The 16,985-nt window shown below is 64.5% G+C and carries 20 protein-coding genes; 8 read left to right on the top strand and 12 right to left on the bottom strand.

The window, feature by feature from the left end:
* Positions 1-50: 50 nt before the first annotated feature.
* From G9408_RS06395 to coxB, 10 genes are all read right to left on the bottom strand, one after another.
* A complete protein-coding gene (locus G9408_RS06395) occupies positions 51-941 on the bottom strand; it encodes a class I SAM-dependent methyltransferase (RefSeq protein ID WP_328804393.1) in 891 nt (296 codons plus the stop codon).
* On the bottom strand, positions 934-2,331 hold the full coding sequence (gene thrC, locus G9408_RS06400; protein ID WP_168453157.1) for a threonine synthase: 1,398 nt from the start codon (positions 2,329-2,331) through the stop codon (positions 934-936). The genes G9408_RS06395 and thrC overlap by 8 nt, the downstream gene beginning before the upstream one ends.
* Before the next feature lie 27 nt (positions 2,332-2,358).
* A complete protein-coding gene (locus G9408_RS06405; protein ID WP_168453158.1) occupies positions 2,359-3,003 on the bottom strand; it encodes an SURF1 family protein in 645 nt (214 codons plus the stop codon).
* Positions 2,996-3,391 carry a DUF983 domain-containing protein gene (locus G9408_RS06410; RefSeq protein ID WP_235957484.1) on the bottom strand — a complete coding sequence of 132 codons (396 nt, stop codon included), beginning with the start codon at positions 3,389-3,391 and terminating at the stop codon, positions 2,996-2,998. Before G9408_RS06410 ends, G9408_RS06405 begins: the two co-directional genes overlap by 8 nt.
* Before the next feature lies 1 nt (position 3,392).
* On the bottom strand, positions 3,393-4,268 hold the full coding sequence (locus tag G9408_RS06415) for a cytochrome c oxidase subunit 3 (RefSeq protein ID WP_120216711.1): 876 nt from the start codon (positions 4,266-4,268) through the stop codon (positions 3,393-3,395).
* Between the two features lie 81 nt (positions 4,269-4,349).
* Positions 4,350-4,925, bottom strand: coding sequence for a cytochrome c oxidase assembly protein (locus tag G9408_RS06420; RefSeq protein ID WP_168453160.1), 576 nt, complete (start codon positions 4,923-4,925; stop codon positions 4,350-4,352).
* Complete coding sequence (locus tag G9408_RS06425; RefSeq protein WP_168453161.1) at positions 4,922-5,071, bottom strand: hypothetical protein; 150 nt, start codon at positions 5,069-5,071, stop codon at positions 4,922-4,924. Before G9408_RS06425 ends, G9408_RS06420 begins: the two co-directional genes overlap by 4 nt.
* The gene (locus G9408_RS06430) at positions 5,068-5,994 is read right to left on the bottom strand and encodes a heme o synthase (RefSeq protein ID WP_235957485.1); all 927 of its coding nucleotides are present in this window, start codon (positions 5,992-5,994) and stop codon (positions 5,068-5,070) included. The genes G9408_RS06425 and G9408_RS06430 overlap by 4 nt, the downstream gene beginning before the upstream one ends.
* Positions 5,995-6,038: 44 nt before the next feature.
* Positions 6,039-7,712 (bottom strand): cytochrome c oxidase subunit I, encoded by a 1,674-nt coding sequence (ctaD, locus tag G9408_RS06435; RefSeq protein WP_120216714.1) that lies wholly within the window; start codon positions 7,710-7,712, stop codon positions 6,039-6,041.
* A 15-nt stretch (positions 7,713-7,727) separates the two neighbouring features.
* Complete coding sequence (gene coxB / locus G9408_RS06440) at positions 7,728-8,825, bottom strand: cytochrome c oxidase subunit II (protein WP_168453162.1); 1,098 nt, start codon at positions 8,823-8,825, stop codon at positions 7,728-7,730.
* Between the two features lie 232 nt (positions 8,826-9,057).
* Between coxB and pyrE the strand changes: the two genes are divergently transcribed.
* From pyrE to G9408_RS06465, 5 genes are all read left to right on the top strand, one after another.
* Complete coding sequence (gene pyrE, locus G9408_RS06445) at positions 9,058-9,642, top strand: orotate phosphoribosyltransferase (RefSeq protein WP_168453163.1); 585 nt, start codon at positions 9,058-9,060, stop codon at positions 9,640-9,642.
* Positions 9,639-10,370: a pyridoxine 5'-phosphate synthase gene (locus tag G9408_RS06450; protein WP_168453164.1), complete on the top strand. Its 732-nt coding sequence runs from the start codon at positions 9,639-9,641 to the stop codon at positions 10,368-10,370. Before pyrE ends, G9408_RS06450 begins: the two co-directional genes overlap by 4 nt.
* A 157-nt stretch (positions 10,371-10,527) precedes the next feature.
* Positions 10,528-10,929 (top strand): holo-ACP synthase, encoded by a 402-nt coding sequence (acpS, locus tag G9408_RS06455; protein ID WP_168453165.1) that lies wholly within the window; start codon positions 10,528-10,530, stop codon positions 10,927-10,929.
* Positions 10,930-10,936: 7 nt separating this feature from the next.
* Entirely contained in the window at positions 10,937-11,779 is an 843-nt protein-coding gene (lepB, locus tag G9408_RS06460; protein WP_168453166.1) for a signal peptidase I, read from the top strand.
* Positions 11,780-11,790: 11 nt separating this feature from the next.
* A complete protein-coding gene (locus G9408_RS06465) occupies positions 11,791-12,903 on the top strand; it encodes an AI-2E family transporter (protein WP_137869287.1) in 1,113 nt (370 codons plus the stop codon).
* Between the two features lie 134 nt (positions 12,904-13,037).
* Here the strand turns inward: G9408_RS06465 and G9408_RS06470 are convergent, their stop codons facing one another.
* Positions 13,038-13,568, bottom strand: a complete 531-nt coding sequence (locus G9408_RS06470; protein ID WP_168453167.1) for an FKBP-type peptidyl-prolyl cis-trans isomerase — start codon at positions 13,566-13,568, stop codon at positions 13,038-13,040.
* Positions 13,569-13,737: 169 nt separating this feature from the next.
* Positions 13,738-13,944, bottom strand: a complete 207-nt coding sequence (rpsU, locus tag G9408_RS06475; protein WP_037510267.1) for a 30S ribosomal protein S21 — start codon at positions 13,942-13,944, stop codon at positions 13,738-13,740.
* A 272-nt stretch (positions 13,945-14,216) separates the two neighbouring features.
* Here rpsU and G9408_RS06480 point away from each other — a divergent pair, with 272 nt between their 5' ends.
* From G9408_RS06480 to G9408_RS06490, 3 genes are all read left to right on the top strand, one after another.
* The gene (locus G9408_RS06480) at positions 14,217-14,981 is read left to right on the top strand and encodes a class II aldolase/adducin family protein (RefSeq protein ID WP_168453168.1); all 765 of its coding nucleotides are present in this window, start codon (positions 14,217-14,219) and stop codon (positions 14,979-14,981) included.
* 27 nt (positions 14,982-15,008) lie between these two features.
* Positions 15,009-15,554: a (2Fe-2S)-binding protein gene (locus tag G9408_RS06485; protein ID WP_120216724.1), complete on the top strand. Its 546-nt coding sequence runs from the start codon at positions 15,009-15,011 to the stop codon at positions 15,552-15,554.
* A gap of 134 nt (positions 15,555-15,688) precedes the next feature.
* Complete coding sequence (locus tag G9408_RS06490) at positions 15,689-16,645, top strand: RcnB family protein (protein WP_168453169.1); 957 nt, start codon at positions 15,689-15,691, stop codon at positions 16,643-16,645.
* The last annotated feature ends 340 nt before the right edge of the window (positions 16,646-16,985 follow it).

A 16,985-nucleotide genomic window follows, 5' to 3' on the forward strand; every position in this document is an offset into this window, starting at 1 on the left:
CATAACGGAGCTGGTGCGGCCTTTTTTTTGGGCTCAGCCCCGGTCGGGCCTCAGCGGCTCCAGCGCGCGAAGATGGCGGTTGGCAGCAACAGCCCGCGCGTCTCTTCGCGCACCGCCAGCTCGCCGCATTCGACCTTGCCGGGGAGGTCCGCAAACAACTGCGCCAGCAGCTCGCCGATCGCGAGCGCCGACATGCGCACGGCATAGACGGTCAGGAACAGCGCGCGGCTGTCGGCGTCGAGCAATTGGCGGCAATCGGTCAGCAGCGGCGCCAACCCTTCCTCCAGTTGCCAGCGCTCACCGGTCGGGCCGCGACCGAATTTCGGCGGATCGAGCAGGATCGCGTCATAGCGTTTGCCGCGCCGCACCTCGCGCGCGGTAAATTTGCCCGCATCGTCGAGTATCCAGCGGACCGGCTTGTCCGCCATGCCCGCCAGCGCCGCATTCTCGCGCGCCTGCCCGACCGACTTTTTCGATGCATCGACGTGCGTTACCGATGCACCGACGGCGGCGAGCGCCTGACTGCCAACCCCGGTGTAACCGAACAGATTGAGGAACGCCGGGTCGGGCTTATCGGCGACCTTTGCCCGCAACCAGTCCCATACCGGCGCCATGTCGGGGAAGAAGCCCAGATGCCGGAACGGGGTGCATGACCCGGTAAAGCGCGTTTCGCGCCACGAGAGCGGCCAGCCTTCCGCAGGGACCGGCTTGTTATAATACCAGCGCCCCCCGCCATCGTCGTCGGACGCCGGAATGAACTCGCCGTCCGCCGCTGCCCACTCGCTGTCGGGCAGCGCGGGTGCCCACATCGCCTGCGGTTCGGGGCGAATGAATCGAAAGCGGCCATAGCGTTCGAGCTTGCGCCCGTTTCCGCTGTCGATCAGCCCATAATCGTCCCACGCCTCGCCGACGAGCGTAACGAGGGGGAGCAGCTCAGCCACGCGCGGCTTCCGCCAGGATGAAGGCCTTGACCGCGTCATAGTCGCCGGGGAGCTTGGTGTAGCGCTCCTCGCGCTCGAACAGATTGCCGAGGCGGGCGGGCAATGCCGGACGGACACCCGTGGCGCGCTCGACCGCTTCGCGGAACTTGGCGGGGTGCGCGGTCGCCAGCGTGACAACGGGGATGTCGGCGTCCAATTCGAGCTGGCGCGCGGCGGCCAAGCCAACCGCGCTGTGCGGGTCGATGATCTGGCCGCCATGCTCCTGCGCCCAGCGCAGCGCGAGCGCCATCGCGTCACCGTCGATGCTCGCACTCGAAAACAGCCCGCGGGCGCCCGCCAGCATGTCTTCGGGGATGGTCATCGCGCGGTTCTGATCGAAATCGCGCATCATCGCCGTGATCGCGGCGCCGTCGCGGCCCGACAGGTCGAACAGCAGCCGTTCGAAATTGCTGCTGACCTGAATATCCATGCTGGGGGTCGCGGTCGGCGTCACCGTCCCGGCGCTATAGTCGCCGCGGGTCAGCGCGCGGTGGAGGATGTCGTTGACGTTGGTCGCAACGACGAGCCGCGCGACCGGCAATCCCATCTGCGCGGCCACATAGCCCGCGAAAACATCGCCGAAATTGCCCGTCGGCACCGAGAAGGCAATGGCGCGGTCGGGCGCACCCAGCCGCACCGCGGCATAGAAATAATAGACGATCTGCGCCATCAAGCGCGCCCAGTTGATGCTGTTCACCGCCGACAAATTGACCTCAGCCCGCGCCTCTTCGTCGCCGAACAGCCGCTTTACCATCGCTTGCGCATCGTCAAAGCTGCCGTCGATCGCGATATTATGGACATTTGGCGCCAGCACCGTCGTCATCTGGCGACGCTGGACGTCGCTGACCCGGCCCTCGGGATGGAGCATGAATATCTGGATATGCTCGCGCCCGGCGACCGCCTCGATCGCCGCCGACCCGGTATCGCCCGACGTCGCGCCGACGATCGTGATGTTCGTTTCACCGCCGCTCAGGAATTTTTCGAACAATTGGCCGAGCAGTTGCAGCGCGACGTCCTTGAACGCCAGCGTCGGGCCGTGGAACAGCTCGAGCAGCCAGTGGCGATGGTCGAGCTGGACGAGCGGGGTCACGGCATCATGGCTGAAGCTGCCATAGGCAGCGCGGCAAAGCTGACGCAGTTCGTCTTCGGACAGGACGCCTGCGACGAACGGGCGCATGACGCGCACCGCGGTTTCGGCATAGTCGAGCCCGGCGAGCGCCCGGATCTCGTCCGCCGCCATCTGCGGCCAGCGCGCGGGCAGATAGAGGCCGCCATCGCTGGCAAGACCGGCAAGGGTCGCGGCACGAAAGTCGAGGGTCGGCGCGGAGCCGCGGGTGCTGATATATTCCATGGCGGCCCAGCGCCTAGCGGGCCAGCTTCAAGGCCGCAAGCGGCGACGGACAGCCAGCACGTAGATCGCCAATGCGGCGATGGCGAACAGGAACCATTGCACCGCATAGGCCAGATGGTTGTTGGGCGTGTTGTCGGCGGACGGAACCGCACTGGCGCGCAAACCCGCGGCGGGCGTGTCGGCGATCAGCATGGCGCGCGCAGCCGCCCCCTTGCCGGCGGCACGCTCCATCACCGTCGGCTGGTCTGGGCCGGGAACAATCGTCCCCTGAACGATCCCACCGCTCCATTTGGGCGGGGTAAAATCATCGCCGATGCCGACATCGACCAGCACCCCCGGCCCTTCGGCGCCGGTGCGGCAGTCGGCGATCATGCGAAAGCCCGCCCTTCCCTTCAGGTCGGTGCCGCTGCGCGGATCCCAGCGCACGGGTTCCAGGCACACGACGCTGCTCTTGCGAAACAGCAAGCTGTCGGCCACCGGCGGCATTTCGGGATAAGTGACGAGCGCCGACATCGCCATATTGCGCTGATAGAGCGCGACCAGCGCTTCCTTTTCCGCCTTCCGCTGCAACTGCCACACGCCCAGCCCGATCATCACCGCCACCGCGATCAGCACCAGGATGGTCGGGATCAGCGGCCAGCGCCGCGCGGAGGGCGTCGCGGTATCAGTCATGCGGCTTGTCCAGCTGGCGCCCCTCGGCCGCCTGCCGCTGATGCTCGCTTGCCAGCAGCGCGCCCTTGGCGATGCGCAGGCCATAAACCACCGCGGCAGCGGTCAGCGGCACCCACAATATGACATGAACCCACAAGGGCGGCTGGACCGCAGCGTCGAGGGTCAGCGCGATCGCCACGAGCAAGGCGCCGATGATCAGGGTCAGGAAGGCGGCGGGGCCATCGCCGACATTGTAGCGGCTGTAATCGAGCCCGCAGGCACGGCACGTCGGCTGAAACTGCACCGGCCCGTCGAACAGCGTCTTTGCCCCGCATTCGGGGCAGAGGCCAAAAAGGGCAGCGCGCCAGACCGGCGGCTGCCCCTTTGCAATGGAGTCGGTGTCCGGCAACTTAGTGCGCGGCGACCGGCGCGCCCCAGCCGCCCCAGACATAGACGATGATGAACAGGAACAGCCACACCACGTCGACGAAGTGCCAGTACCAGGCAGCCGCCTCAAAGCCGAAATGCTGCTTCGGGGTGAAGTGGCCCTTGTAGGTGCGCACCAGGCAGACGATCAGGAAGATCGTGCCGACAAGCACATGGAAGCCGTGGAAGCCGGTCGCCATGTAGAAGGCCGAGCTATAGTTGCTCTGTCCGAAACCCCAGGGCGCATGGGCATATTCATAGGCCTGGATCATCGAGAAGATGACGCCGAGGATGATGGTCAGCCACAGACCTTTTTTCAGCCCTTCGCGGTCGCCATGGATCAGCGCATGGTGCGCCCAGGTGATCGTGGTGCCCGAGCAGAGCAGGATCAGCGTGTTGAGCAGCGGCAGCGAGAAGGGATCGATCACTTCGATGCCCTTCGGCGGCCACATGGTGATCGCTTCGGCGCCTTCCTGGCCGAACATCGACGTCACCGCGCCCTCGGCATATTCGATCGGCACCGGGAACAGCGAGAAGTCGAACCAGGCCCAGAACCAGCCGACGAAGAACATCACTTCCGATGCGATGAACAGGATCATGCCGTAACGCAGATGCAGCTGAACGACGGGGGTGTGATCACCGGCATGGGCTTCGTTGATGACGTCCGACCACCAGCTGAAGAAGGTGGCGATCACCCCCATGAAGCCAAGGCCAAGCACCCATTTGCCGACGCCGCCGAAATAATCGTCGTGCATGTACATGACGAGCCCGAAGAACATCACCATCGCCGCCAACGAGCCGATCAACGGCCAGACGCTGGGGTTTACCAGATGATAGTCATGATGTTTGGCACCGGACATTGCGTGTTTCCCGTTTTGCAGCCCCAGCGTCGCGATTCCCCATCGCTCGCCGGTCCTTGAAATAAGACTCTGATCGCGGCCTTAGCTCGCCTTTTTACCCTCGTCTACAGGGTGAAAGGTGTAGCTGAGGGTGATTTCCTGGATGTCGCGCGCGTCCGGATCGTCCATGATCTTGGGATCGACGAAGAACAGCACCGGCATCCGCATCTGCTGCCCCGGCTCCAGCCGTTGTTCGGTGAAGCAGAAGCATTGGATCTTGGCGAAATATTTGCCCGCCTGCGTCGGCGTGACATTGAACCCGGCGGTGCCGACGACCGGCCTTGACGAGTTATTCTCGGCGATAAAGATCGCCATGTCGCGCGCGCCGATGCTCACCGTGTCGGTCGGATGCTCGGGGTAGAATTTCCACGGCAGCCCCGCCGACACATTGGCGTCGAAACGGACCGAAATGGTTTTCGACAGGATCACCGGGTCGGCCGCCGCCGCAACGGGGTCATAACGCTGTGTCGTGCCACCGAAGCCGGTCACACGGCAAAACAGGTCGTAGAGCGGAACCGCTGCAAAGCCGAGCCCGACCATCGCAAGCGCCAGCGCCGAGGCAAGGCTGGCGGTCTTCGCCTTGGGGGACAGGCGCCCAATTGCCGGAAAAGACCTCATGCGAATATCTGGATCTTGGCGATGGTGATGAAGAAGAACAGGATCGCGAGCGCGCCCAGCATCCACGCCATCATATTGGCGCGGCTACGCTGGCGGCGGCGATACTCCGCCTCGTCGAACGGCGCGGGCTTGGGTTCGTCGGTCATATGGTCCACCAATGGTCGGCAACAACCGCGCCGAACAAAATGAAAAGATAGGCAATCGAATAAGCGAACAGGCGCTTTTCGGGTTGCATCAGATCGCCCTCACCCGTCGTGCGGGTGCCGACCTGCACCGACAACGCCACGAACAGCGCCGACAGGATCGTGGCGGTCCAACCATAGAGCGCACCGGTGTAACCAAGCGGCCATGGCGCGATCGCCGCCGCCGCCATGATCAGCGCATAAAACAGGATCTGGCGCCGCGTCGATTTCTCGCCCGCCACGACCGGCATCATCGGGATGCCCGCGGCGGCATAGTCCGAGCGCACGAACAGCGCCAGCGCCCAGAAATGCGGCGGGGTCCAGAGGAAGATCAGCAGGAACAGCATCACCGGCAGCGGCGCAACGCTGCCCGTCGCCGCAACCCAGCCGATCAGCGGGGGAAAGGCGCCCGCCGCGCCGCCGATGACGATATTCTGCGGCGTCCGCGGCTTCAGCCACATCGTATAGATGAACACGTAAAACAGGATCGACACCGCCAGCAGCAACGTCGCCTGCCAGTTCGACGCAAACAGCATCAGGAACAGCGAAAAGGCAGCAAGGCCGATCCCGAACTGGAGCGCCGTCTGCGGGTCAAGCCGCCCGGCCGGGAGTGGCCGCCCGGCGGTGCGCTTCATCTTGGCGTCGAGACCCGCCTCATACCATTGGTTGAGCGCGCCCGACGCGCCTGCGCCCAAGGCGATCGCGAGGATCGACGAAAAGGCAAGCACCGGCGGCACCGACACCGGCGCCGCGAGCAACCCGCACAGCGCGGTGAACACCACCAGCGACATCACGCGCGGCTTGGTCAGCGCGAACAGGTCGCGCCAGTCGGCGGGAAGCGCCGTTTCGCCATGGGTCAGGCTTTGCGCCATGTTAACTCCGGCCATCAGGGAAACGCCCCCTGCCGGAAATCAGCAGGGGGCGAACCTTGTCAGGCGATACGCGGCAGTTCGTTGAACTGGTGGAACGGCGGCGGGCTCGACAGCGTCCACTCGAGCGTCGTCGCGCCTTCGCCCCACGGGTTGTCGGCGGCCTTCTTGCCGGCAGCCAGCGACCACAGGATATTGACGAAGAAGATCAGCACGCCGACCGCCATGATGACATAGCCGTAGGACGAGATCAGGTGCCAATAGGCATAGGCATCGGGATAGTCCGGATAACGGCGCGGCATGCCCTGCTGACCCAGGAAATGCTGGGGGAAGAACAGGACGTTCACGCCGATGAAGAAGATCCAGAAGTGCAGCTGGCCCAGGAACTCGTTGTACATCCGTCCCGACATTTTCGGGAACCAGTAATAGAAACCGGCAAACAGCGAGAACACGGCGCCCAGCGACAGCACATAGTGGAAGTGAGCCACGACATAATAGGTGTCGTGCAGGTTGGTGTCGACGCCGCCATTGGCGAGCACGACGCCGGTCACGCCGCCCACGGTGAACATGAAGATGAAGCCCAAGGACCAGACCATCGGGGTCTTGAAGCTCATCGAACCGCCCCACATGGTGGCGATCCAGCTGAAAATCTTGATACCCGTGGGGACCGCAATGACCATCGTCGCCGCGGTGAAGTACATCTTGAGGTTCACAGACATGCCGACGGTGAACATGTGGTGCGCCCACACGATGAAGCCGACGACGCCGATCGCGACCATGGCATAGGCCATGCCGAGATAACCGAACACCGGCTTCTTGCTGAAGGTCGAGATGATCTGGCTGACGATGCCGAAGCCCGGCAGGATCATGATGTACACTTCGGGGTGACCGAAGAACCAGAAGAGATGCTGGTAGAGAACGGGGTCGCCGCCGCCAGCAGCATCATAGAAAGTGGTACCGAAGTTGCGGTCGGTCAGCAGCATGGTGATCGCCGCCGCCAGAACCGGCAGCGCGAGCAGCAGCAGGAAGGCAGTGACAAGCACCGACCACACGAACAGCGGCATCTTGTGGATGGTCATCCCCGGTGCGCGCATGTTGAAAATGGTGGTGATGAAGTTGATCGCGCCCAGAATCGACGCCGCACCCGCAAGGTGGAGCGAGAAGATCGCCATATCGACCGCCGGACCCGCCGACCCACTGGTCGACAGCGGCGCGTAAACCGTCCAGCCGGTGCCGGCGCCAAGCCCGCTGCCGCCCGGAACGAACATCGAGCCGACCAGCATGACGAACGCGACGAAGGTCAGCCAGAAGCTGACATTGTTCATGCGCGGGAACGCCATGTCGGGCGCACCGATCATTAGCGGCACGAACCAGTTGCCGAAACCGCCGATCATCGCGGGCATGACCATGAAGAACACCATGATCAGGCCGTGCGCCGTGATCATCACGTTCCAGAAATGCTTGCCCTGCACTTCGCTTGCGGCGGGGTCAAAGAATTGCGCCCAGCCGGTCAGATACTGGATGCCCGGCTCGGCCAGTTCCCAGCGCATCATGCCCGAAATCACGCCGCCGACGATACCGGCGACGATCGCAAAGATCAGGTAGAGGGTGCCGATGTCCTTGTGGTTCGTCGACATGAACCAGCGGACGAAAAAGCCCGGCGTATCGTGATCATGGTCGTCATGCGCGTGATCGGCATGGCCATGGGCGGGTGCAGTTGCGGCAATATCGGTCATCTGTCGGACCCCTTATTAATTCTTGGCAGCCGGTGCAGCGGCAGGCGCCGCTGCCGGTGCAGCTTCGGTCGTGGTGGCGGCCGGCGTCGCGGCCGGCGCAGCAGCGGCAGGTGTCGGCGCAGCAACAGCGGGCGCTGCAGCGGCGACAACCGGACCGGCCGGATTGCCGCCCTTCGAGCGGACCCAGGCTTCCCACTTGTCGACCGGCAGAACCTCGACCGCAATCGGCATATAGCCATGATCAACGCCGCAAAGTTCCGAACATTGGCCGTAATAGACGCCAACCTTGTTCGCGGTGAACGTCGTTTCGTTGGCGCGGCCAGGGACCGCATCCATCTTCGTCCAGAAGGCCGGGACGGCAAAGCTGTGGATCACGTCGGCGCCGGTGATGATGAGCTTCACCTGACGACCGACGGGTACGACCATGCGGTTGTCGACGGCCAGCTGGTGCGGTTCACCGGCGGCATCGGCCTGTTCCTTGGTCAGCATCTTCGACACATATTCGCCGATGCCCTGGTCGGGATAGGCATAGCCCCAATACCATTGGTATCCGGTGACCTTGATCGTCAGCGCTTCCTTCTTCGGCGGCTCATATTGCTGCGCGAGCAGGCGGATCGACGGCACCGCAATCACCGCGAGGATCAGCACCGGAATCGCGGTCCAGATGATTTCGATGAAGGTGTTGTGCGTCGTCTTCGACGGGACCGGGTTCGCTTTGGCGCGGTAGCGGAACACCACCCAGAGCAGCAGGCCGAGAACGAACAGCGTGATCACCGTGATCACCGGCAACAGGATGACATGATTGAACCAATAGGCCTGTTCGCCGACCGGGCTGACCTGCGGCTGGAAATCGATACCGGCATCGATCGGCTGACCAACCCCCGGGGTCGGCTTCATCGGCACATAGGTCGCGTCGCCAGCCGGGACCGCCGCCTCGGTTGCCGCGGGCGCAGCCGCCGGGGCGGCCGCGTCGGTCGCAACCGGCGCCGGATTCGCCACGGGTGCCGCAGCAGGGGCTTCGGCCGGAGCCGCCGCCGGTGCCTGCGCATGACTGGCGCCCACTGCGCCAAGCGACAAAGCCGCCGCAATTACAAGGGTTTTCAAGCTCTTCATAAGACTGGTGCCGCCCGTTGCCTGTTGTTCTTTATCACATTTCACCCCTCTTCGGCGGCGGTCGGACAAGCGTCGCGACAGCCGGAGGATGGGCTGAATCTCGCGGGCGCTATAGACCCGCTTGCCGCTTGCCTCAAGCATCTCTAACACTATTTTGCGGCTGGATAATCTTCGCCGCCAAAACCCGGTCGTCCGCGCAGGACGACGCACTGGACAAAAGAACAATTCTCCCATGACTGATGACGAAATCCTGGCCGAATTCCGCGCTGCCGACGCCCTGCTCCAAGGGCATTTCCTGCTGTCGTCGGGCCGCCACAGCGAATATTACCTGCAATGCGCGCGCGTGCTGATGGATACGGAGCGCGCCGGACGCCTCGCGATCGCCCTCGCCGCCAAGCTGCCGCGCGAGCTCAAACAGGCGATCGACATCGTCGTGTCGCCCGCAATGGGCGGTGTCATCATCGGCCATGAAATGGGGCGTGCACTCGGCAAACCCGCGATTTTCGTCGAGCGCCCGACCGGCACCTTCGAGCTGCGCCGCGGCTTCACGATCGAACCCGGCGCCAAGGTGCTGATGGTCGAGGATGTCGTGACCACCGGCCTGTCGTCGCGTGAAGCCATGGCCTGCGTGACCGCCGCGGGCGGCGAAGTGGTCGCCGAGGCGGCGCTCGTCGATCGTTCGGCGGGCAGCAACATCGACCTTGGCGTCCCCTTCTATCCGCTCGTCGCGATCAACTTCCCGACCTATGCGGCGGACGAGCTCCCCGAACATCTCGCCGGTACGCCGGCGATCAAGCCCGGAAGCCGCGCGAATTGACGGGTCGCCTTCGCCTGGGGGTCAACATCGACCATGTTGCGACGATCCGCAACGCCCGCGGCGGCGAGCATCCCGACCCGGTGCGCGCTGCCGAAATCGTCGCATCGGTCGGCGGCGACGGCATCACCGCGCATCTGCGCGAGGACCGGCGCCACATCCGCGACGACGACCTCGCGCGCATCCAGGCGGCGACCGACCTGCCGCTCAATCTCGAAATGGCGGCGACCGACGAGATGGTCGCAATCGCGCTGCGCCATAAGCCGCACGCGGCGTGCATCGTCCCCGAAAAGCGCGAGGAGCGCACGACCGAGGGCGGGCTCGACGCCGCGGGGCAGCATAACCACCTTGCCCCGATCGTCTCGCGCCTCGCCGACGCGGGCATTCGCGTCAGCCTGTTCATCGAGCCCGATCCGCGCCAGATCGAGGCCGCGATGCGGCTGCGCGCGCCAGTGGTGGAATTTCACACCGGCCGCTACGCGCATTGCGACGGCGAGGAACGCGCGGTCGAGATGCGCCGCATCGCCGATGCCGCGGCTCTCGCGTGGAAGAACGGCATCGAACCCCATGCGGGACACGGCCTGACCTATGAGAATGTCGTCCCCGTCGCCGCGATCCCGCAGCTCGCCGAGCTCAACATCGGCCATTATCTGATCGGCGAGGCGATCTTTACCGGCCTCGAAGATGCGGTGCGCCGGATGCGGGTGCTGATGGACGAGGCGCGAGGGTGAGCGTGACCAGGGCCAGATCCTCCCTGTGGCGCAGCCATGGGGAGGTGGCAGCGCGAAGCGCTGACGGAGGGGCAAATGGCGCTACGTCGCAGCCCCTCCACCCCGCCCTTCGGGCGCGGTCCCCCTCCCCATCGCTTCGCGACAGGGAGGATTTCAGTTGATCATCGGCCTCGGCTCCGACCTCTGCAATATCGAGCGCATCCAGAACTCGCTCGACCGCTTCGGTGAACGCTTCGAGCAACGCGTCTTCACCGACGTCGAACGGGCCAAGGCCGCGCGCCGACCGTTCACTCGCGCGGGTACCTACGCGAAACGCTTCGCCGCCAAGGAAGCCTTCTCGAAAGCGGTCGGCACCGGCTTCAAGCGCGGGGTGTTCATGAAGGACATCGGCGTCGTCAACGCCCCCTCCGGCGCGCCGACGCTGGCGCTGACCGGCGGCGCCGCCGAACGGCTGGCGGCGATGATCCCGGCGGGACACAGCGCCCATATTCATCTCACCCTGACCGACGATCACCCCTGGGCGCAGGCATTCGTCATTATCGAAGCGATCAAGGACTGACGGCATTATGGCGAAGGGCAAAGCAAAGGACGACGGCAGCTGGGGCAAGCTTATCCGCGACATCGTGGTGATCCTGCTGCTCGTGCTGGGCATCCACAGCTGCGTCGCCAAACCCTTCTATATCCCGTCCGATTCGATGATGCCGGTGCTGCGCAACGGCGACCGACTGATCGTGAGCAAATTTCCCTATGGCTGGTCCTACGCTTCGGTCAGCTTTCACCTCGCCCCCAAGACCGAAGGCCGCTGGTTCGCCAAGCTGCCCGAGCGCGGCGACATCGTCGTCCTCGAACATCCGGTCACCCGGGTCGATTATATCAAGCGCGTGATCGGCCTTCCCGGCGACACCATCCAGCTGACCAACGGCGAACTCAGCATCAACGGCAAGCCGGTGAAGCGCGAAGTCCAGCCGCTGCTATCGATCCCGGTCGATCCGAACCTGCCCAGCGGCGACAGCAGCCTCGACCGCTTCATCACCCGCGGCGCTGACGGGCGCGAAACGCTCGAACTGCCGATCGTGCGCGAAACGCTGCCCGGCGGCGCGACCTTCGACACGATCGATATGGGCCCGGGGTACACCACCGACGATTATGGCCCGATCAAGGTGCCGGCCGACCATCTGTTCCTGATGGGCGACAACCGCGACGGAAGCGCCGACAGCCGGGTCGACACGTCGCAAAAGGGGTTGGGCGGCCCCGTGCCGTTCGACGTGATCGCGGGCCGGGCAGAGATCATCAGCTTTTCGACCGACGGTACCGCGGTGTGGTATAACCCGCTCAGCTGGTTCAATGCGCTGCGCTCGGGCCGCGCGGGAACCGACCTGCGGCCCGAACGTAGCAGCACAGCAAAATAGGGAGCGCGGGCATGGTGGAGCGGGTCGAGCGAAAAGAACGCGCTCAGGCGCGCGCCAAGGCGACCGCCAACGCCCCCGGCCCCACCGAAATCCGCAGCCATCTGGTCCGCACCGAATTGCTGAAGGCCAGCGTGTGGCTCGGCCTCGCGCTGCTGATCGCGGCGTGCGTCGTGCTGATCCAGCCCATCCTGCTGATCTTTGCGGCGATCGTCATGGCGTCGATGCTCGACGGCGGCACGCGCCTGCTCGGCCGCATATTGCCGATCGCGCGCGGCTGGCGGCTGGCGATCGTGTGCCTGTCGCTGCTGGCCTTTCTGGCGTGGACCGCGATGTTTGCCGGATCCCAGATCGCCAGCCAGGCGGCGACGCTGCAACAGGTCATCATGGTCCAGGTCGAACGGATCGCGGCCTGGGCCGCCGATCATGGCATGGGCAATTTCCAGATCGATACCAAGACGATTGCCGACAATATCGCGGGCACCGTGGGCCGCGTCACCGCCGCGGTCGGCACGGTGCTGGGCGCGCTGACCAGCCTGGTGATGATTGTCGTGCTGGGAATTTTCATCGCCATCGAACCGCGACTGTACGAACGCGGCGTCGCCTGGATGCTGCCGATGAAGCATCGCGAGAATTTCTATATCACCACCGCGCGCATGGGTTTCACCCTCCGCCGCCTGATGGCGGGCCGCCTGCTCGGCATGCTGGTCGAAGGCATTGGGACATGGCTCGCGTGCCTCGCGGTCGGCATCCCGATGGCGGCACTGATGGGCCTCCTAACCGGTCTGCTCGCCTTCATCCCCAATATCGGCGCGATCGTGTCGGGGGTGCTGCTGGTGCTCGTCGGCTTTTCAGCGGGGACCGATGCGGGACTATGGGCGATCGTCATCTATCTGGTGGTCCAGACCGTCGATGGCTATCTGATCGTGCCGATGGTGGCGAAAAAGACTGTCGACCTTGCCCCCGCCCTTGTGCTCGGCGCACAAATCCTGCTCGGCGCGCTGCTCGGCATCATGGGCCTGTTCCTGGCCGACCCGATCGTCGCGATGATCAAGGTCGCGCTGGAGCGCGAGGCGGAGAGGAATGCCGGGGCAGCGCCCAAGGATGCGAAGGCGGCGGCAGTCTGAAAACCATCGCCCCTCTTTTTCAGCTCGTCATCCCGGCGAAGGCCGGGATCTCACCCGATCGTCCTAACGCAACTGGCGAGATCCCGGCCTTCGCCGGGATGACGGGAATACAACCGGGATAATGGAAATCAGGGTCAGGGTTGCGGCGCACCCGGCGGCGGACCCGCGGGAGCAGCGCCGCCCGGCGCGCCCTGCATCATCTGTTGCTGCTGCATCATCTGCTGCTGCATCGCGCGAACCTCGGCCTCCGACCGGTAGTCGAGCAGGGTCACGGTAAAGTGCAGCGTGCTGTTCGCCGGGATCGGGCCGGTCGCGCGGTCGCCATAGCCGAGCTGCGGCGGAATGGTGATCTTGTACTCGCCGCCCTTCTTCATCCGGGTCAGCGCCTCGGAAAAGCCGGGAACGACGCCCGCGACCTGCATCGGCGCCTGTTCATTGGCGTCGAAGACGGTGCCGTCGTCCAGCTTGCCCTCATATTTCACCAGCACGACATCGGCGCGGGTCGGGCTCGCACCGGTGCCTTCCTTGACGACTTCGAACCCGATGCGCGGGGTCATGTGCCAGGCAAAGGCGGCGCCGAGGGCGAGCAGTGTCAAGAGGCCGAACCACATCAGCCACAAGCCGCTTTTGCTCACGGGGCGCAAGGGAACCGTCGTCACGCTCATCTCTGCTGATCCTTCCGCAGGCGCCCGCGGGCGCAAATGTTGGCGAGGCCTATAGGCGGTGCGGCGCGCGGCGGTCCAGAGGCATTATGCGCGCGCGCCAAACGAAAAAGGCGCCGCGGTTGCCCGCAGCGCCTGTTTCACGATCCGAATCCGTCAGGATCGACGGGTCTTACTTGATCCCGTCGCGTTCCATCCGCTTGCGCTCCATCTTGCGGGCGCGGCGGACAGCGGCGGCGTGTTCGCGCGCGCGCTTTTCGCTGGGCTTCTCGTAATGACGGCGCAGCTTCATTTCGCGATACACGCCCTCACGCTGCAGTTTCTTCTTGAGCGCGCGAAGGGCCTGGTCGACATTATTGTCGCGAACGATGATCTGCATGTGCCGTGTCGTCTCCGGTTCGTCCAACGATGAACGGCAACCGGTTATCCGGTCCGCCATAAATCGCCGATATAAGGGCAATAAAAGAAGCGCCGCGAACCCGCGACGTTCCGATGGCTGCGCCGATAAGGGGATTCGCAGTAAAATGCAAGCCCCTGCGCGGCAAAGCCCCTGCCCCCGTGACCAGAGCTCTCGTCCGCTTGCGGGATTGTGTCGCCCCCTCGCCTTGTGGCATAGGTAGCAAGACGAAACTAACATCAAAGGGACAGGCCATGGCGACGCAGCTCAAGCGCAACAGCAAATATAGCGAAGCCGAGTGGACGGCGCGGCAGGAGCTGGCCGCCTGTTACCGGATTTTCGCGATGATGGGTTGGGACGAGATGATCTTCAACCACATCACAGTGAAAGTTCCCGACGAGGACGGCGCGTTCCTGATCAACCCCTATGGCATGCATTTCAGCGAGGTCACGGCGTCGAGCCTGATCAAGATCGACATCGACGGCAACAAGCTGGACGCGGACAATCCCTGGCACGTCAACAAGGCGGGGTTCGTCCAGCACAGCCTGTTCCACCGCGTCCTGCCCGACGCGCATGCGATCATCCACACCCACACCACCGCAACGATGGCGGTGTGCGGACTGGAGGGCGGGCTGCAACCGACCAATTTCTACGCCTGCAACTTCATGGGCCAGCTCGCCTATCATGATTTCGAGGGCGTGACGGTACGCGAGGAAGAAGGCGAGCGGCTGGTGAAGAACCTCGGCGACAAGCGCATCCTGATGCTGCGCAACCATGGCCCCGTCGTGATGGGCAAGTCGCTGTCCGACGCCTTCATCAAATATTGGGCGCTGCAACGTGCGTGCGAGATCCAGCTCGCGACGATGAGCATGGGCAAGCCGGTGCTCGTCGATGAGGACGTCATCAAGGTCCACCAGCGCGACCTGTATATGGCGGCGATCCCCGGCCAATCGGGCAAAGCCGAATTCGACGCAATGGTGCGCAAGGTCGACAAGATCGACACGAGCTGGCGTGACTAATCACGCGGTGACGCTAAACCGGGCGGCATGACACGATTCTCGGTCAACGACCGTCCGGTCGAATATCGCATGGAACCCGACACGCCTTTGCTGTGGGCGCTGCGCGACGCGTCGAATCTGACCGGCACCAAATATGGCTGCGGCACCGGCGAGTGCGGCGCGTGCACCGTCGATATCGACGGCGAGCCGATTCGCAGCTGCATGGTCACCATTGCCGAATGCGAGGGCCGCTTCGTCACGACGATCGAAGGCCTGTCGCGCGACCGCAGCCACCCGGTGCAGCAGGCGTGGGTCGCCGAACAGGTGCCGCAATGCGGATTTTGTCAGTCGGGGATGATCATGGCCGCGGCCGCGCTGCTGCGCGCGAACAGCAACCCCAGCGACGCCGAAATCGACGCGGCGATGACCAACATCTGCCGCTGCGGCACCTATCCGCGCATCCGCACTGCGATCCGCCGCGCCGGCAGGGTGCTGCGCGGCGAGGAACGGATCGCCGCCGCGCCGCCGCCCGGTATCCGACCCGACGATGCCGCGCGCGCCGTACCTGCGCTACGCTTGCCCCCCGGCAGCTGAGCCCTCTTGTTCATCTAGCTGAACCGCAGGCAACAGCATGGTTCAGCCGCCGATCATCTTGCCGCCGGTAACACACGATTCATCATCCCGGCTGGCCTCTCCAGCAATCGGGACATGAGTTGGAGAATGGCGAGATGAAAAAAATGTTCGGAGGGTTGCTGATCGCTGCAACGGTCCTGACCCCCATTGCCCCGGCCGCCGCCCAGGCATCGGGCGAGCGCATCCAGTTGGCGCAGCGCGGCGACGGCGATCGCGGCAGCCGCGGCGACCGCGGTCCGCGCGGCCCCGAAGCCCGCCGCGGCAACGGCGGCGGCGAAGCGCGCGTCCAGCGCCAGCAGAGCCAGCAACCGCGCGCCGAGCGCCAGCAGCGCAGCGAAACGCGCCAGCAACAATGGCAGCAGCGCGGCGATCGCGGGCAGCGCGACGCGCAGCGCCAGCAGTGGCAACAGCGCAGCGAACAGCAACGCGCGGTCCAACAGCGCGAGGTCCGCCAGGGCGGCGTCTATGACCGCAACAACGACGGCCGCATCGACCGTCGCTGGGACCGCAATCGCAACGGCCAGGTCGATCAGCGGTACGACCGCAACGACAACAACCGCGTCGATCGCCGCTATGACCGCAATCGCGATGGTGACCTCGACCGCCGCTGGGATCGCAACAACAACAATCGCATCGACCAGCGCGACCGCCGGTACGACCGCAATCGCGACGGCCAGATCGACCGGCGCTACGATCGCAACAACAACGACCGCGTCGATCGTCGCTATGACAATCGCCGGAACAACTGGAACCGCTCGTGGCGCGACGATCGCCGTTATAACTGGCGCGACCATCGCCAGCGCTATCGCAGCCACTACCGCCTGCCGGCCTATTATTCGCCGTACCGCAACCACCGCTACACGCGGTTCAGCATCGGGTTCAGCCTGGGTTCGCTATTCTATGGCAGCCGCTACTGGATCAACGATCCCTGGTACTACCGCCTGCCGCCTGCGTACGACGGCTATCGCTGGATCCGCTATTACAACGACGCGATCCTCGTCGATACGTACAACGGCCAGGTCGTCGACGTGATCTACGATTTCTTCTGGTAAGTCCTTTCGATTACCCGAGGACAAACTTGAGGGGCCGACCCAGTCGGCCCCTCTTTTTGTGCGTAGCGCGGCCGTTTGCGATCGGGTGCGAACGTAGCGAAGAGCCAGCCCCTCTCCTTCAGGGGAGGGGCAACGAAGACTTGGCAGCTTGCTGCCTAGTCGTAGTGGGGTGGGGGCCAGCGGCCTTGCGCAAGGCCGCTGGCCCCCACCCGCTGCGACTAGCGAACAAGTTCGTAAGTCTCGCTGCCCTCCCCTGAAGGGGAGGGCGTGTCTTTGCCGCGAACTCCGCTCCCCACCCCATATCCGCCGCCCGTCGATCTCCGATCGTTCCAACCGGTTC

Origin of the sequence: Sphingopyxis microcysteis (assembly GCF_012274265.1) — a bacterium.
Classification (GTDB): domain Bacteria; phylum Pseudomonadota; class Alphaproteobacteria; order Sphingomonadales; family Sphingomonadaceae; genus Sphingopyxis; species Sphingopyxis microcysteis.

Coding starts and splice junctions, on each gene's coding strand:
- thrC (WP_168453157.1), bottom strand. CDS start 2,331: ATGGAATATATCAGCACCCGCGGCTCCGCGCCGACCCTCGACTTTCGT.
- G9408_RS06405 (WP_168453158.1), bottom strand. CDS start 3,003: ATGACTGATACCGCGACGCCCTCCGCGCGGCGCTGGCCGCTGATCCCG.
- G9408_RS06415 (WP_120216711.1), bottom strand. CDS start 4,268: ATGTCCGGTGCCAAACATCATGACTATCATCTGGTAAACCCCAGCGTC.
- G9408_RS06420 (WP_168453160.1), bottom strand. CDS start 4,925: ATGAGGTCTTTTCCGGCAATTGGGCGCCTGTCCCCCAAGGCGAAGACC.
- G9408_RS06425 (WP_168453161.1), bottom strand. CDS start 5,071: ATGACCGACGAACCCAAGCCCGCGCCGTTCGACGAGGCGGAGTATCGC.
- G9408_RS06430 (WP_235957485.1), bottom strand. CDS start 5,994: ATGGCCGGAGTTAACATGGCGCAAAGCCTGACCCATGGCGAAACGGCG.
- ctaD (WP_120216714.1), bottom strand. CDS start 7,712: ATGACCGATATTGCCGCAACTGCACCCGCCCATGGCCATGCCGATCAC.
- coxB (WP_168453162.1), bottom strand. CDS start 8,825: ATGAAGAGCTTGAAAACCCTTGTAATTGCGGCGGCTTTGTCGCTTGGC.
- pyrE (WP_168453163.1), top strand. CDS start 9,058: ATGACTGATGACGAAATCCTGGCCGAATTCCGCGCTGCCGACGCCCTG.
- lepB (WP_168453166.1), top strand. CDS start 10,937: ATGGCGAAGGGCAAAGCAAAGGACGACGGCAGCTGGGGCAAGCTTATC.
- G9408_RS06465 (WP_137869287.1), top strand. CDS start 11,791: ATGGTGGAGCGGGTCGAGCGAAAAGAACGCGCTCAGGCGCGCGCCAAG.
- G9408_RS06470 (WP_168453167.1), bottom strand. CDS start 13,568: ATGAGCGTGACGACGGTTCCCTTGCGCCCCGTGAGCAAAAGCGGCTTG.
- rpsU (WP_037510267.1), bottom strand. CDS start 13,944: ATGCAGATCATCGTTCGCGACAATAATGTCGACCAGGCCCTTCGCGCG.
- G9408_RS06480 (WP_168453168.1), top strand. CDS start 14,217: ATGGCGACGCAGCTCAAGCGCAACAGCAAATATAGCGAAGCCGAGTGG.
- G9408_RS06485 (WP_120216724.1), top strand. CDS start 15,009: ATGACACGATTCTCGGTCAACGACCGTCCGGTCGAATATCGCATGGAA.
- G9408_RS06490 (WP_168453169.1), top strand. CDS start 15,689: ATGAAAAAAATGTTCGGAGGGTTGCTGATCGCTGCAACGGTCCTGACC.